At 33.8% G+C, this 14,130-nt stretch carries 13 protein-coding genes; 4 read left to right on the top strand and 9 right to left on the bottom strand.

The window, feature by feature from the left end:
* Nucleotides 1-49: 49 nt before the first annotated feature.
* The 4 genes from ACQY63_RS09185 to ACQY63_RS09170 are packed head-to-tail and all read right to left on the bottom strand — an operon-like array spanning nt 50 to nt 4,555.
* A complete protein-coding gene (locus ACQY63_RS09185; RefSeq protein WP_022165136.1) occupies nt 50-1,237 on the bottom strand; it encodes a CDP-glycerol glycerophosphotransferase family protein in 1,188 nt (395 codons plus the stop codon).
* Nucleotides 1,234-2,358, bottom strand: a complete 1,125-nt coding sequence (locus ACQY63_RS09180) for a CDP-glycerol glycerophosphotransferase family protein (protein ID WP_022165137.1) — start codon at nt 2,356-2,358, stop codon at nt 1,234-1,236. The genes ACQY63_RS09185 and ACQY63_RS09180 overlap by 4 nt, the downstream gene beginning before the upstream one ends.
* A 7-nt stretch (nt 2,359-2,365) precedes the next feature.
* The gene (locus ACQY63_RS09175) at nt 2,366-3,184 is read right to left on the bottom strand and encodes a glycosyltransferase (protein WP_302689946.1); all 819 of its coding nucleotides are present in this window, start codon (nt 3,182-3,184) and stop codon (nt 2,366-2,368) included.
* 9 nt (nt 3,185-3,193) lie between these two features.
* On the bottom strand, nt 3,194-4,555 hold the full coding sequence (locus ACQY63_RS09170; protein WP_428245084.1) for a sugar transferase: 1,362 nt from the start codon (nt 4,553-4,555) through the stop codon (nt 3,194-3,196).
* Between the two features lie 421 nt (nt 4,556-4,976).
* On the opposite strand from ACQY63_RS09170, the gene ACQY63_RS09165 reads away from it, so the two are divergent.
* The gene (locus ACQY63_RS09165) at nt 4,977-6,377 is read left to right on the top strand and encodes an LCP family protein (protein ID WP_428245083.1); all 1,401 of its coding nucleotides are present in this window, start codon (nt 4,977-4,979) and stop codon (nt 6,375-6,377) included.
* 9 nt (nt 6,378-6,386) lie between these two features.
* The gene (locus tag ACQY63_RS09160; protein ID WP_022165141.1) at nt 6,387-7,448 is read left to right on the top strand and encodes an undecaprenyldiphospho-muramoylpentapeptide beta-N-acetylglucosaminyltransferase; all 1,062 of its coding nucleotides are present in this window, start codon (nt 6,387-6,389) and stop codon (nt 7,446-7,448) included.
* Between the two features lie 98 nt (nt 7,449-7,546).
* Here ACQY63_RS09160 and ACQY63_RS09155 read toward each other — a convergent pair whose 3' ends face one another.
* The 5 genes from ACQY63_RS09155 to ACQY63_RS09135 form a co-directional block, all read right to left on the bottom strand.
* Nucleotides 7,547-7,960, bottom strand: coding sequence for an HIT family protein (locus tag ACQY63_RS09155; protein WP_022165142.1), 414 nt, complete (start codon nt 7,958-7,960; stop codon nt 7,547-7,549).
* Between the two features lie 75 nt (nt 7,961-8,035).
* Nucleotides 8,036-8,638 (bottom strand): rhomboid family intramembrane serine protease, encoded by a 603-nt coding sequence (locus tag ACQY63_RS09150; RefSeq protein WP_428245082.1) that lies wholly within the window; start codon nt 8,636-8,638, stop codon nt 8,036-8,038.
* A 125-nt stretch (nt 8,639-8,763) separates the two neighbouring features.
* Complete coding sequence (locus ACQY63_RS09145; protein ID WP_428245081.1) at nt 8,764-9,324, bottom strand: DUF5662 family protein; 561 nt, start codon at nt 9,322-9,324, stop codon at nt 8,764-8,766.
* A 60-nt stretch (nt 9,325-9,384) separates the two neighbouring features.
* Nucleotides 9,385-10,212, bottom strand: coding sequence for an ATP-grasp domain-containing protein (locus ACQY63_RS09140; protein ID WP_302689949.1), 828 nt, complete (start codon nt 10,210-10,212; stop codon nt 9,385-9,387).
* A 142-nt stretch (nt 10,213-10,354) separates the two neighbouring features.
* Complete coding sequence (locus ACQY63_RS09135; protein ID WP_428245080.1) at nt 10,355-11,236, bottom strand: ATP-grasp domain-containing protein; 882 nt, start codon at nt 11,234-11,236, stop codon at nt 10,355-10,357.
* A 250-nt stretch (nt 11,237-11,486) separates the two neighbouring features.
* Here ACQY63_RS09135 and ACQY63_RS09130 point away from each other — a divergent pair, with 250 nt between their 5' ends.
* On the top strand, nt 11,487-12,122 hold the full coding sequence (locus ACQY63_RS09130; RefSeq protein WP_428245079.1) for a hypothetical protein: 636 nt from the start codon (nt 11,487-11,489) through the stop codon (nt 12,120-12,122).
* 66 nt (nt 12,123-12,188) lie between these two features.
* Nucleotides 12,189-14,087, top strand: coding sequence for a BMP family ABC transporter substrate-binding protein (locus ACQY63_RS09125; RefSeq protein ID WP_302689952.1), 1,899 nt, complete (start codon nt 12,189-12,191; stop codon nt 14,085-14,087).
* Nucleotides 14,088-14,130: the final 43 nt, after the last annotated feature.

Raw genomic sequence — 14,130 nt, 5'->3', positions numbered from 1 at the left:
TCGTGTGATTGTATAATCTTAACGAACCCATAGTATCACAACAATTATACTAATTTTCTATTATCATATCCAGCACTTTTTTACTGACGTCAGGTCCGTCTAAATAATTATACTTCTCGTTAAACTTTTTATATTTATCATCAATGACAAAATTGTCAATGAATTTCTTAACATACGCCATTGTTTCCTGCTGATTAAACACTACCGGACCGGGCAACTCTTTCACATCAAAATAAAAGTCTCTGGTCTTATTTTTGTATTCGTCATAATCCGCCATAAAGAAAACAATTGGTCTTTTCAGATTAGCATAATCAAAGAATACCGATGAGTAATCTGTAATAAGCATATCGCTTATGGCATAAAGAGTGTTTACATCTTCAACTGAAGATACATCATAAACAAAGCCTCTATACTCACTTACATCCAGTTTCTTTGATATAAAATAATGTGCCCTAAATAAAATTACATAATCATCACCAAGTTCTTTGTACGCTTCCTTAAAATCAATATAGTTAGCCAGCTTAAAACCTTCTGCTGCACTGTACTGATTATCCCTGAATGTGGGTGCGTAAAGTACAACTTTCTTATTTGTTGGTATATTTAGTTCTTTCTTTATATTAGTGCATTGGTCTTTTGTAAATTTAAAAAGATAGTCATTTCTTGGATAGCCTGTTGTCAGCACATTGTTCTCTTTAGACACATTTTTCATATTAAATGCCGAAATAAACTTATCTGTACAATACTTAGACGGTGAAATCATGTAAGTTATTTTCTTTGATTCCTCCACATAAATATTTTTCATCTGAGACTTGTTTGTTAATGCGTTTCCCTGCTTTTCCACATCAAGACCAATTTTTTTCAAAGGTGTACCATGCCATGTCTGAACAAAAATCTGGTCAGCCTTAGGTTTCAAAAACATTCTTGGATTTGAATTAAAAATCCAATATTTTGCTTTTGCCAAGGCTCTGTAATAGCCAAAACTTTCAAACTTAACAGCGTTTTTCACATCTGTTCTGTTAGGATTTCTAAGAGACCAAACCAGTGTGTAATCTTTATATTTAGGATTATTTTTCATTTCTTCATACAACGCCTTTGGATTACACGAAATATTTCTTCCCTGAAAAGACTCAAACACAACCATTTTGTCATCTCTTTTTTCTATGAGTTTTGCCAGAAAATATAAAAATCTTTTGTAAAGCAGCATTAGTTTTCTTAGTATGTCTTTTACCTTTTTCATTTAATACCTCCGAAAACTTTCTTTTCCACTCTCTGACAGCTTTCGCCGTCATTGTAAGAGTTAATAATCATATTAACTCTCTCTCGTTCTGCTGCGAAAACATCATTATCTTCTGCCACATTCACCACATATTTTTCCAAATCTTCATAGGAATTAATCTTCTCACCTGGCATGTATTCAAATGGATTATCAAATACAAAACCTCGCTTCTTTCTATATTCTTCAATATCTTCAACTGTAAAAGCAATCGGTCTGTTAAGAAGCATATAGTCAAAGTAAGCTGATGAGTAGTCAGTAATAAGCGCATCTGCATTTCTAAGCAGTGCATACACACTTAGACCTTTCTTCTCAAGTGCCTTTTGTGTCATGAATTTAATGTTGCTGTGCTTTTCTTTGTAAGCATCAGCTTTTTGAAGTGGATGCATTTTTATAACCATCTTAATGTTTGATTTTTTTAATTTTGAATTCAACTCTTCTATCTGAGTTTTCTTTAAAACCGAAACAATATAATCATCATTATATTCTCTGTACGTTGGAAGCCACAAAATTAATTTCTCATTTGGCTTTTTCAACAATTCATCTTCTTTTTTGTTTGGTATAAATAGCTCATCATTTCTTGGATTTCCAAGTATTTGTACCTGTTCCTCATTGCAGCCGAAAATCTTTGCCATAATCGGTTTATACAATGGCGAACTTGCAGCCACAATGGTAAAAAAGTTATAGTCTATTTTCTCTAATCCTTTTTCCAAATTTCCGATTTTCTTCAAAGGTGTGCCATGCCACAAATTAACAACTGTCTGATTTTTACTAGGTTTTATTGGATATTTACCAAAGCAGTAAAAAGCGTATTTTGATTTTAGAAAATACTTAATGCCCTGCTTGTTTCCCACAAATGTAACATTAGTAGGAGCGCTTTCAATATATTTTTCATAATCATTACTGCTTACCACAATCCGGTAATCATCGTTATAGTTCTTTCTTATTAAATAATCATAAAAAGCCTTAACATTATCTCTAAAGCCTAAGTTAGTATAGAAAAATATTAGCTTTTCGTCTTTTTTTATAGCCTTGTTAAACCACGTTAATGGTTTGAAAAAAACTTTTAAAACTTCTTTATTCATTGTCCTACTACTTTCTTAATGTCTTTCCATATAAGGTAGCTCTTAAGCCGTTAGGAATAATACTTACAATACTTCTTGTTAATACACTTGTAAGGAAATTTCCCACAGATATGAATCCTATCTTTTTCAAATGTTTTCTGAATCTGTAAATATACCTTACATAAGAAACACCGCCACGTCTCTTGTACATTTCACTGCCACCACGCATATACAGGAGATTTTCCTTAACATTATATCCTTTGTAGCCTTTATTTAACATTGTACACCAAAGATTATAATCCTCGAAAAATCTATAATCCTCATAAAATCCGGCTTCTATTACTGCTGATTTTTTGTACATTACTGATGGATGATTAAAAGGACTTCTGTTTTTTGCAAACATAATTATTTCTTCATTATTCTCAGGAACCACGCGCATGTTTCCGGTGTTACTAATATCTCCCACAAACTCAATTATGTTAGAGCCAACTATATCTGCATTTTTTTCCTTCATTGCCTTCATCTGCTTTTCAACTCTATCAGGCATACTTACATCATCGCTATCCATTCTAACGATTATCTCATTTTTACATTGTAATATTCCATTGTTAAGTGCCTTTGCCAACCCCATGTTATGCTCAAGCCTGTAAACATTGAATAAGCCTGAATAGGTTGTTACAAAATCTGCAATAACTTTATTCAGGCCTTCTGTAAGATGGCCATCACATACAATTACAAAATCATTAGTTTTTACTGTCTGATTAAGAATGCTGGTAATGGCCTCCTTTAAATATTCAGGTTTTTCTTTTATATAAACTGACATTAGCACTGAGTAATTCTCTGTCATATAAATCACCTATTTCTTATCTATAATTGCTGTCTTCTGATTCTTGTCCACGCCTTCAGTATTATCCTTCATGAACATAATCTTAAAGGTCATTAATATTAACTGAATATCAGTCCAAATCTTATAATGCTGAATATAATACATATCCAACTTCAATTTATCATAAGGTGTTGTGTTATATTTTCCGTATACCTGAGCATATCCTGTAAGCCCTGCTTTTACCTTTAATCTGAAACAAAATTCAGGAATTGTTTCCTCATACTGTTTTGCGATTTCAGGTCGTTCAGGTCTTGGACCTACAACTGACATCTTACCTGAAAGGATATTAAACACCTGTGGTAATTCATCAAGATGTGTTGCTCTTAATATTTTTCCCACCTTAGTAACTCTGTCATCATCTTTGGCTGCTAAACGTGCGCCGTCTTTTTCGCAGTCAACTTTCATGCTTCTGAACTTTAATATTTTAAAAACTTTTCCATTGACCGTAAGTCTTGGCTGTGTGTAGAAAACCGGTCCTCTGTCCCAAATCAAATCGCATACTGCAACAATCACAGTAATAATAACTGTTGGTATACATAAGATTAAGGCAATGACAATATCAATAATTCTCTTCACAAAAGCCTGTTCCCACTTAAGTCCTCTTATCTTAGTTACCAATAATGGCGAGTCAAATAAATTATTCTGTTCTGCACCAATGACAATAATATCTGATAACTTCGGTGTAATATATGCCCTCTTATCATACATATAACAAAGTTTGATAATTGAGTTTCTTGTTCCACTTGGTATGTCACAAAGCAATACTGCTGAATGTCCCAAAATGGCTTCTTTTATTTTTGAAAAATCTTCATCACAATGAATTGACTCTTTAATGTGATATTTATCTTCTCTTGTTTTGATTTTCTTTACTAAATTATCCGGATCCCTATCACTATATATTAATAACATGTCTTTTGGTGGATATAACCATTTGTAGACCGACATGGCTATTGCCGCCCAAATGAGACAACATAAAATATTATCAAAACTCATCCCAATAATAGGTGCCGGATTTACTAATTTAAGACTTAACATGGAAATCTGCAAATACATTATTACATTAGTAAATAACAATGCAAGTAACTGCGAGAATACCAAATCCGAATACTTAAGTCTTCCTAGCTTAAATGCTCCGTACACCTGACATAACACTGTAAACAATAAAGCATATACAAACAACAGCACCATATGACCTTTAAAGAAAAAGCCTCTGTCCATTCCACCGCTGTAATGATTATCCCAACAATACCAGAATACCATTGTCTGTACAGTTATTACTGTTGCAAGCAACAATAATACTATTATTCTTCTAAACGCTCTTGACTGTTTCATTTTTTCTCCTACAACATAAGCTGGCTTGCATCAGTTTCAAAGTCCGCAACGCCAGCTCATAATATTCTATAATTTTACCAAAGCCACTATTATTTGTCAATTTTACCACCCTGACCGTATAATAGGTAGACTGTTATACTTTGTTTTTTTATAAATATGTAGTATAATTAGACCGAATTTTGCGAACTGTCAGAAACAATTTTTGATAGTTTTTCAACGCATTTTAATTTGAATGAAATATTAATGAATATACTTGAATGAATTATTTATATTTTGCTCAATAAATATGCATTTTATTTCGTATAACAGATACAAACAATTATATGGCTAAAGTTTTTTAATCACTTTTTCAAATAAAGTGATTATTTAGCTTTTACTAAAAATTAAAATGTTACTCTATAAAAGAATTTAGGAGGTACTTATGAGTAAAAAACAAAATTCATCAGATACAAAAGCCGGCTATTACGGATATAGCTCTGAAACAACATCAGCAGCAAATCATGCCAAATCAAACTCCGGTAGTAAAAAGAGTGTAAAGGCTAAAGATCCAACTAAAGGTTCAAAGGCAGGAAAAATCGTTGGGATTGTTCTAGTGCTAATTCAGCTTGCATTGTCAATTACTGATGTTTATTTATTCCTTACTAAAGACTTTGCTTTTATCACACCTACAATAGTTAGTGTAACAATACTTATTCTTCTTGTACTTTTAGGCTTAGTTTTCTTCTTATTACAGAAATCTAAGAACGCTCAAACATTTGGGAAGATTATTTCAGTTATTGTAATTATTTTATTGGCACTTGCATGCTTTTTCCTTTTCCGTGATTTTTCTAAATTCACTAACGGTAAAAAGCTAGATAATAAACCATTTGTAGTTTTCGTTTCTGCAAATGATACTTTTGGAGAATTTAACAGGAAGTCATTAGGACGTTCTGATACAAATATTTTAGCAGTTGTAAATCCAAAAACTCACAACGTTTTAATGGTTTCAACTCCTAGAGATTATTATGTAGAAGTAAAGGCAAAATGCGTTGCCCCTGATTCATACGACAAATTAACACACGTTGGTTTATATGGAAAAGGCACGGCTAAGAAAGCAGACGGAACTGCTGCTACTGTTAGTGACTGGCAATGGGCAAGTGAGGTTTCATGGAATCCGGGCAATAAAGCTTTAATGGACACATTAAAATCTTTATATGGATTCAAAATTTCAAGCAGCCGTTATCATTATGTAAAGCTTAACTTTACAGGTTTTGCCAAACTTATTGATGCCATGGGTGGCATTACTGTTAAGGTTGATAAACCTTTCAGTACAACAACTTATGCTTCATACGGTGATACTGAAACAAAAGAACGCAAGAAATACACATACACTAAAGGTAACATGAAAATGGATGGTGCCACAGCCCTTACTTATGCAAGAGAGCGTCATTCATTTGGCAATGGTGATATGCAAAGAAACAAAAATCAGGTTAAGGTTCTTAAAGCCATTGAGAAAAAGGCATTAAGCGGCACAACATTGCTTCATTATAATAGTATTTTAGATGCTATCGAAAACAGTTTTACAACTGACATGGATATTTCATCATCAATTAATTTATTAAAAGATGGTGGTTCTGACGGTTGGAACATTATGTCATTTGGTGTAATCGGTACTCCTTCAAAAGACTTATGTACTTATACAGGAACATATCTTGCAACTGTTTTACAGGATAAAGATTCTGTGGCAAGAGCTACTGATTTAGTGAACATGACTTTAAATGGAAAAACTACACAGGAAATCAAAAAGCAAATTAAAAAATATAATAAAGAACAAGGAAACTAGGTGAATATTATGAAAAAGATTATTTTAACCGGTGGTGGAACAGCAGGACATGTTACACCAAACATTGCCCTTGTACCTCAGCTTAAAGAGGCAGGCTTTGAAATTAAATACATTGGTTCTGAAGGTGGCATGGAAACTAAGTTAGTTGAAGATGCCGGCTTGGATTACCAGGGAATTTCTTCAGGTAAACTTAGACGTTATTTTAGTTGGAAAAACTTTTCAGATCCATTTAGAGTTTTGAAAGGCTATTTTCAGGCAAAGAAAATTATTAGAAAATTTAAACCTGATATTGTATTTTCAAAAGGGGGTTTTGTTACAGTTCCTGTAGTCTTTGCTGCAGCCAAATACAAAGTTCCTGTAATTATCCACGAATCAGATATGACACCGGGACTTGCAAATAAACTTGCTATAAAGAAGGCAACAAAAGTATGCCATAACTTCCCTGAAACTGCTAAGTATTTAGGCGAGAAAGCTGTTCACACAGGCTCACCTATAAGAGCAGAGTTATTTACAGGAAATAAAATCACAGCTCTTGACATGTGTGGTTTCACTGCAAACAAGCCTGTTATTATGGTAACAGGTGGTAGCCTTGGTGCCGAGAAGGTAAATAAACTTGTTAGAGCTGCTTTACCTGAACTTCTTAAAGATTTTCAGGTTGCACATCTTTGTGGAAAAGGTAAGGTGGATGAATCTCTTAATGGTACAGAAGGTTATGCTCAGTTTGAATATATCAGTGAAGAAATGAAAGATTTCTTTGCAATGGCAGACATAATTATATCAAGAGCCGGTGCCAACAGCATTTGCGAGATTTCAGCATTAAACAAGCCTAATATTCTGATTCCACTATCTGCTAATGCAAGTCGTGGTGACCAGATATTAAATGCTAACTCTTATAAGAAGCAGGGCTTCAGTGAAGTTCTAGATGAAGATGTAGCCACAAAAGATGATTTGATTTCAACAGTACATAAAGTCTTTGACAACAAGGACACATACATTGAAGCAATGTCAAAATCATCAGGTACAGGTGGTGTTGAAAAAATTGTTGGCTTAATAAAAGATTTGAGCAAATAAAATAATATAAATAAAATATAAGCCCTATGTTAAAACTGATATGCATACAATAATTTAACTTCATATCAGAATATAACATAGGGCTTTTTTATTAATAACTATTTCAATATTTCTTTAACCTTTGCGGCAATTTTTTCTAAACCTTCTGTGTCCTGTGTGCCAGGTGTCCACTTAATGTTTGCATCATCCTCATCATATCTTGGAATAATGTGAATATGCAAGTGGAACACTGATTGACCTGCTACTTCTCCATTGTTCTGTAAGATATTGATACCCTTACAACCTGTTGCTTCTTTAAGGGCTGTTGCCACTTTCTTTGCAACAATGTGAGCATGTGCAAGTGTTTCATCATCAATCTCAAACACGTTTGCTGCATGTGTTTTTGGTAAAACCAAAGCATGTCCTAATGTTGCCGGACCTGCATCAAAAATCACCTTTACCTTGTCATCTTCATATAGCGCAGTGCTAGGAATTTCTCCTGCTGCTATTTTACAAAAAATACAATCACTCATGTTATGCCTCCTAATCTTTTTTATAATTTTATCATATATGATTCGGGTGTCAAAAGCATCCAAATATTTTTTCTACTATAAATTAAAATACCTGCCTCTGTCTTTGATGCGATATAGCAAAAATCCCATTGCCACACCAATTAATGCTCCGCCAAGATGCGCCATTACATCCACACCTTCTTCCATATTTCCAAATACCATCAAAACAAATAAAATAATAAGTCGTGGTGCAGACACCTGTCCCATTCTTTGTCTGTTTTTGAAAATCATAACAAGCATAACTCCGAATATTCCAAATATTGCGCCTGAAGCACCTACGCTAACAACAGCTTCTCCTAAACTCATTTCAATTAAAGCCGACAATACCGCGCCACCTATACCACTTACAAAATAAGTAATCAGATACTTAATTGGTCCATATTCTTTTTCAATCTGATAGCCCAATATTCCAAGCATAAACATATTATTTGTTATGTGGTTGGCACCTGAATGTACAAACATATGGGTTATCAATCTGTACCACTGGCCATCTTCCAAAACAGCCGGCCAGTACATTGCGCCATGTTCATATAAAAACTGAGTATTTTCAGTGCTGCCTGTGAACTCCATTACTAGAAACACGGCAATATTTGTAATTATCAAAATTGTTGTCACTATTGGTATGTTCTTCTTATTCATAGTTTTATTTCCTTATTTTTTCTTTGTTTACTTGATTTCTTACTTTTCCAGTGATCTATTTTCTTATATATTTTCTTACTTTCTCTGGCATTTAATTTACTTATCTAATGTTCTGCTTTATTCTTTCACTTAATTTTCTTTTCTTCTTTAAGTCTCTTTCTAATGTACTTAAATGCCTCGTCCTCACCGGCTTCTGCAGTCATAACAAGCAATTTTTCAATTTCATCCCTTGTTTTCAAATTAATGCTTCTGTGAGGTTTTCTTCTGCTAAAATAGTCTAAGGGATCCGTCTGTTTATATTTCTTGCCATTGTATATCTTGCTGGCAGCCAATCTGTCGCAATACATCTCAGCCACATAATTGTAAGGCATTTCCACCGGTTCATTTCTATGGGTTTCAATATTGTAATCCACCCAATATTCAAAGTGGTGACGATTACGTCCTTTGTGGTGCATCCAAGCCTTTGAATATCCGAAAACTTCCCTTTCGCCCTCGTTAGGACTTCTGTGTCCTATATAAAACTTAACTCCCGGAATAAATTCTGTTGGCGTATATTTAGACAAGTCATGTCTAAGTCCCTGCCACAATATACCAGCTTTTTTACAATGTTTAATTACCTGATGTCTGTGTCTTGTTATTGTACAAAAATGACCTGTCAGCCTTTGAAAAAAGTTTCTTTTTTCCATTTGAATATCTCCATTTTTATTTTCTTTTAACTCCAACGAGTGTCCATATTTGAATATTATTTATGATATCTCACCTATAATATAATCTACAAATAACTTAGCAATATCTATGTCACAAACGCTGTAAAGCATTCTTGCTCCCACTGCGTCCTCAATTTCATTAAACACAGCCTTCCCATTATGAAATGTAAAATCAATTCCACCATAATCAATTTGGAATTTGTTTAAAATCTGCTTAACCATGGCAATTTCATAATTATTTAAATTATATTCCCGGGCACTTCCACCAAGACTATAATTGCTCTTAAAGCTTTCTTTTGAAGTTCTTAAAACAGCCTTAACAATTTTGTTTCCTATAACATATACCCTAACATCTTTTCCAATGTCGGAGCAAAGTTTTTGGATAACATACTCGTCCTTTATCTTAGAAAGTGCCTGTTTCTTCTCATCTTCATTATGTACTAAAAACACCTGACTTCCGCCATGTCCACAGCAACTTTTGATTACATATGGATAAGTAAAATCCTGTATGCTTTCATGGCTACCAATTACTTCTCCCTGATAAATTATTGGTAGAAAAGGAACTATGCCTTCCAAATATTTGTAATTTTTGCCTTTGTTATTAGCAATGTCTGTAACCATGCTGTTATTAAAAACTCTTATTTCTCTTTTCTCAAGAAGTTCTGCAATGTAGGAATTTCTGCTTCTGTTTATTGCAAAATCAATGTTTGCATTCTTTACAAACACCTCTGGTTTATCAATTTCTTCTAAAATAACCAGCTTAAGTTCAACATTATATTGGTCGAAATCTTCCTTAAGCATTCTGATAAAACCTTTATTTTTTTCTGCATCTTCTCTTGAATAAATCACCCAGCCAATGTTGCTCATTTTTTGGAATGTTCCCTCCTATATTAATCAACTAATTTTAAGTTTCTATTAATAAATTGAATCTTTTTCTTATTTACTTCAAATATAAATCTTGGCTTACTAATATGTTTAGCATCAATTTTCCACTCATTTAATTTCAATGCTAATCTTTAATACTTTTAACAATATAATCTAAAATACTCTCCGATACATTCACGCCTGTGCAGTCATATATGTTTTTAAAGTGAGCATTGGAGTTCACCTCGCAAAGAACCGGTTCTCCCTCTTTTCCAAACATGATATCCACACCTGCAAAATCTAAATTAAGTTCGCGACATACATCTATAGCCATCTGTGCCTGCTCTTTAGTTGGTGTGTACTTTTTCATTTTACCACCGTTAGTTATGTTGGCGCGGAAATCATTTTCATTTACACGCTCCATTGCCGTAACAATCTCATCACCTACAACGTGTATTCGAACATCTTTACCCTTAGAACTTTCCATGAACTCCTGCATAATAAACTCATGATGCCCGATTTCTTTTATTTTATCAACTGCTTCATAATAGCTATTTACCAAATATACCTGTTCACCAAAAGAACCTTTGTTTTCCTTAATCACCATAGGATAGCCGAGGCTTCCTTCAACCTGAAGTAAAAAAGTATAATCTTTATATTCCTTATCAAATGTCATTGGTGCAATAAAAGTTTTTGGCATTTTTATGTTTTTGTTTTTTAGGCGGATAAAAGTTAGCGCCTTGTCATCGCACGCCTCAATTCCATCTGCATTATTAAATACCCTGAAGCCTTCTCTCTCAAGCATTCTTGCCAAATTGACATCCTTATCCCAAAACAAAACAAATTCCGGTCTTTCTCTCCAGTTTATATTTTCAGGATCTGCCGGAATAATTGAATCAAGCTGGTCATTAGGCAACTTTTTCAAATTAATGTTTCTTTCCTTTGCTGCTTCAATTAACCAACTATATATTTCTTCAAACTTTTCACTTTTTAAATATCCATTTACTACCAACCAAGCTGTCTTCATATTGCCCTCCTACATTTGTATTTTCCCTTTAACAGCAAAGAACGGTTAAGGCCCCCTTGCCATTAACCGTTCCGGACTGAAAAATATGTTAGTATACTTATGAGTCTTAGGAGAGACTTATAAGTAATAGGTACTACTCTTTAATTATAACAAATTCTTATTTTTTATCAACATACTTTTGCTTTTTACCTTTAACTTATTGACCTTTTATGCTAAAATTATGTAAAGATTAGCTTTTAGGAGGCGACAAATGCGCGATACAAAACAAACAACGAACAAAAATATAACATATATCGTTATATTTACAATAATGATTATAGTTGTTGCATTACTAATAATTTTTATACCAAAACTTAAGAATAAAGATACTAGCAGCAGCAATTCATCACCTGATTCAGTATCTGTAATGTCAACAGAAGGTTCACAGGATGAAACAATTAGTAAATCCATTAAGAATTTAACTGATGTTAAGTTTGGCAGTAAACGTAAATCTATTTCTTCTTATGAAAAGAAACAGAAAGGTACTCAGGATGGTTCATACGCAGCTTCTTCAGATGGAAAAGTTGCATATCTTACATACAAATTCAGCGAGAAGAAGCCACCTGAATACTTTGGTGCACAAGTTCTTCCTACTGATTCTAACGCTCTACTTCAGTATGTACTTAACGAAAAAGGTAAGCTTTATGAAGTGCGTTTACAGTATGGCAAACTTTCAAAGGATTCTTATGATGCTATAGTTTCTAACATTTCAGGTACATACGGAAATTATACATTTGCAAGAACATATTCAAATGGTTCCGCTGAGCATTGGTGGAAAACAAAGAGTATTACACTTATAGCATATTACCAAAGTACAAGTGTAAGTGTTTATCTCAGAAAAAATTAATTAACATGACACCAGACAACTCTTTGCTTATGCTTAGAGTTGTTTTTATTTGAAAGGAAGGTTTCTATGTCTTATTCAGATTATGTACAGGCAGCTAAAATTGGGAAAAAAGATTATCAGTCAAAACTTATGGCTGGAGAAAGTCCAACTCTTGAAGTTCTTGATGATATTTTGCATACAACCAAAAGTTACAGAGAAGTATCTCTTGGGTTAGTTCAGATTCCATTAGCCCAGGTGGTAGGTACCAAAACTGCCGGAAGAAGCAATTCTTTTTCCAGCAACTTTATGCCTATTCTCGACCCTAATTCCGAGTTTGCTTCCAAGTGGATGACACTTTCCACAGCCCAACAGGAAGAAGGAATTACCGATCCTATTATTGCTTATGAATACATGAACAAATTCTATGTTTTAGAAGGAAATAAACGTGTCAGCGTTTTGAAATACTACGATGCAGTTTCCGTAATGGGACAGGTAACAAGAATTTTACCGAAAAAAACAGATGATTATGATGTTAAACTTTATTATGAATTTGTTGATTTCTATAGTTTGTCAGAAATCAATTACTTATATTTTTCAAAACTAGGAAGTTTTGAAAAATTGCAAACTGTTGTAGGCAAAAAGCCTGGAGAAGTTTGGAGCCATAACGAAAGAATAGATTTTCGCTCGCTGTTTCTAACTTTTAAATCCAAATATGATGAAATCGGTGGCGAAAATCTTAAGGAAATCACTTGTGGCGATGCTTTCCTAGCGTTTACACAACTATATGGCTATAAAGAACTTTTAGAAATGTCAGACAGTGAATTAACTAAATTAATTAATTCAAATTTCTCTGAGTTTGAGCTTATGTCAGATACCGAAGTTGACTTAAGAATGACTGCTTCAACCAAAAAAGCTTCTGTTTTAACAAAGCTTTTGACACCGGGTGCAAAGCATTTGAAAGTAGCATTTATTTATGAAAAAACTTCAGCATCCAGTGCATGGACCTATTCCCATGAGTTAGGTAGATTGCACCTTAACGAAGTTTTTCCTGATGATGTAACTACCGTATACTATGACAGTATTAATTCACACAATATTGAAGAGGCAATTGATGATGCCATTGCCAATGGCTGCAATGTAATATTTACAACATCGCCAACTTTTTCTCAGGCAAGCTTAAAGGCTGCAATTGCTAATCCAAAAATTACAATACTAAACTGCTCACTGCATGACCCTCATACTTCAATGAGAACATACTACGCAAGAATGCATGAAGCTAAATTCATTATGGGTGCAGTTGCCGGTTCAATGGCAGCGCATGACAAAATTGTATACATTGCCGATTATCCTATATACGGAACAATTGCCAATATTAACTCATTTGCACAGGGTGTAAAAATGACCAATCCAAGAGCAAAAATTCATCTGCTTTGGAGCTGTTTAAAAGACGTTGACGTTGAAGAACAGATTAAACAATTACAGCCTGACTGCGTTTCCGACAAAGATTTGTCTGTTCCAGAAGCCGGAACAAGATACTACGGTTTATACATGTCATATCCTGACAGTATTTGGAATCTTGCCATTCCAATATATAACTGGGGAAAATTCTACGAGCAGCTTATAGAAGCCATTCTTAATGGTACATGGAAAGCAGATGACTCAAAGAATGTAAAGGCAATTAACTACTGGTGGGGCATGGCTGAAAACGCAATTGAAGTAATTAGTTCTCCATGGTTACCTGAGGGCATTAAAAAATTAATAAATCTATTAACAAAAACAATTCGCTCCGGTGATTTTAATCCATTTTCAGGAATTATTTATTCACAGGACAAAACAATAAAAAATGGTGAAAACCAAACTCTCTCACCAAACGACATTATTACAATGGACTGGCTTTCGGACAATATTATCGGTGAGATACCTGTTATTGATGAACTTGAAGAAGAAGCAAAACCTGTTGCAATGCAGCAAGGTGTAAATCAATAACTAAAAGAAACAATGGGGTTTCTTAAAAATAAGTTCGGAGGAC

Source organism: Eubacterium sp. Marseille-QA0814, from assembly GCF_965119675.1.
Taxonomy (GTDB): Bacteria; Bacillota; Clostridia; order Lachnospirales; family Lachnospiraceae; genus Eubacterium_G.
The sequence above is the reverse complement of the archived record's forward strand: the minus strand, read 5'-3'. Positions and strand labels throughout refer to the sequence as shown.

Bases quoted from the DNA above. Each gene is read 5' to 3' on its own strand.
- ACQY63_RS09145 (WP_428245081.1), bottom strand. From the start codon at position 9,324: ATGGAAAAAAGAAACTTTTTTCAAAGGCTGACAGGTCATTTTTGTACA.
- ACQY63_RS09170 (WP_428245084.1), bottom strand. From the start codon at position 4,555: ATGAAACAGTCAAGAGCGTTTAGAAGAATAATAGTATTATTGTTGCTT.
- ACQY63_RS09135 (WP_428245080.1), bottom strand. From the start codon at position 11,236: ATGAAGACAGCTTGGTTGGTAGTAAATGGATATTTAAAAAGTGAAAAG.
- ACQY63_RS09175 (WP_302689946.1), bottom strand. From the start codon at position 3,184: ATGACAGAGAATTACTCAGTGCTAATGTCAGTTTATATAAAAGAAAAA.
- ACQY63_RS09165 (WP_428245083.1), top strand. From the start codon at position 4,977: ATGAGTAAAAAACAAAATTCATCAGATACAAAAGCCGGCTATTACGGA.
- ACQY63_RS09180 (WP_022165137.1), bottom strand. From the start codon at position 2,358: ATGAATAAAGAAGTTTTAAAAGTTTTTTTCAAACCATTAACGTGGTTT.
- ACQY63_RS09160 (WP_022165141.1), top strand. From the start codon at position 6,387: ATGAAAAAGATTATTTTAACCGGTGGTGGAACAGCAGGACATGTTACA.
- ACQY63_RS09125 (WP_302689952.1), top strand. From the start codon at position 12,189: ATGTCTTATTCAGATTATGTACAGGCAGCTAAAATTGGGAAAAAAGAT.
- ACQY63_RS09155 (WP_022165142.1), bottom strand. From the start codon at position 7,960: ATGAGTGATTGTATTTTTTGTAAAATAGCAGCAGGAGAAATTCCTAGC.
- ACQY63_RS09185 (WP_022165136.1), bottom strand. From the start codon at position 1,237: ATGAAAAAGGTAAAAGACATACTAAGAAAACTAATGCTGCTTTACAAA.
- ACQY63_RS09130 (WP_428245079.1), top strand. From the start codon at position 11,487: ATGCGCGATACAAAACAAACAACGAACAAAAATATAACATATATCGTT.
- ACQY63_RS09140 (WP_302689949.1), bottom strand. From the start codon at position 10,212: ATGAGCAACATTGGCTGGGTGATTTATTCAAGAGAAGATGCAGAAAAA.
- ACQY63_RS09150 (WP_428245082.1), bottom strand. From the start codon at position 8,638: ATGAATAAGAAGAACATACCAATAGTGACAACAATTTTGATAATTACA.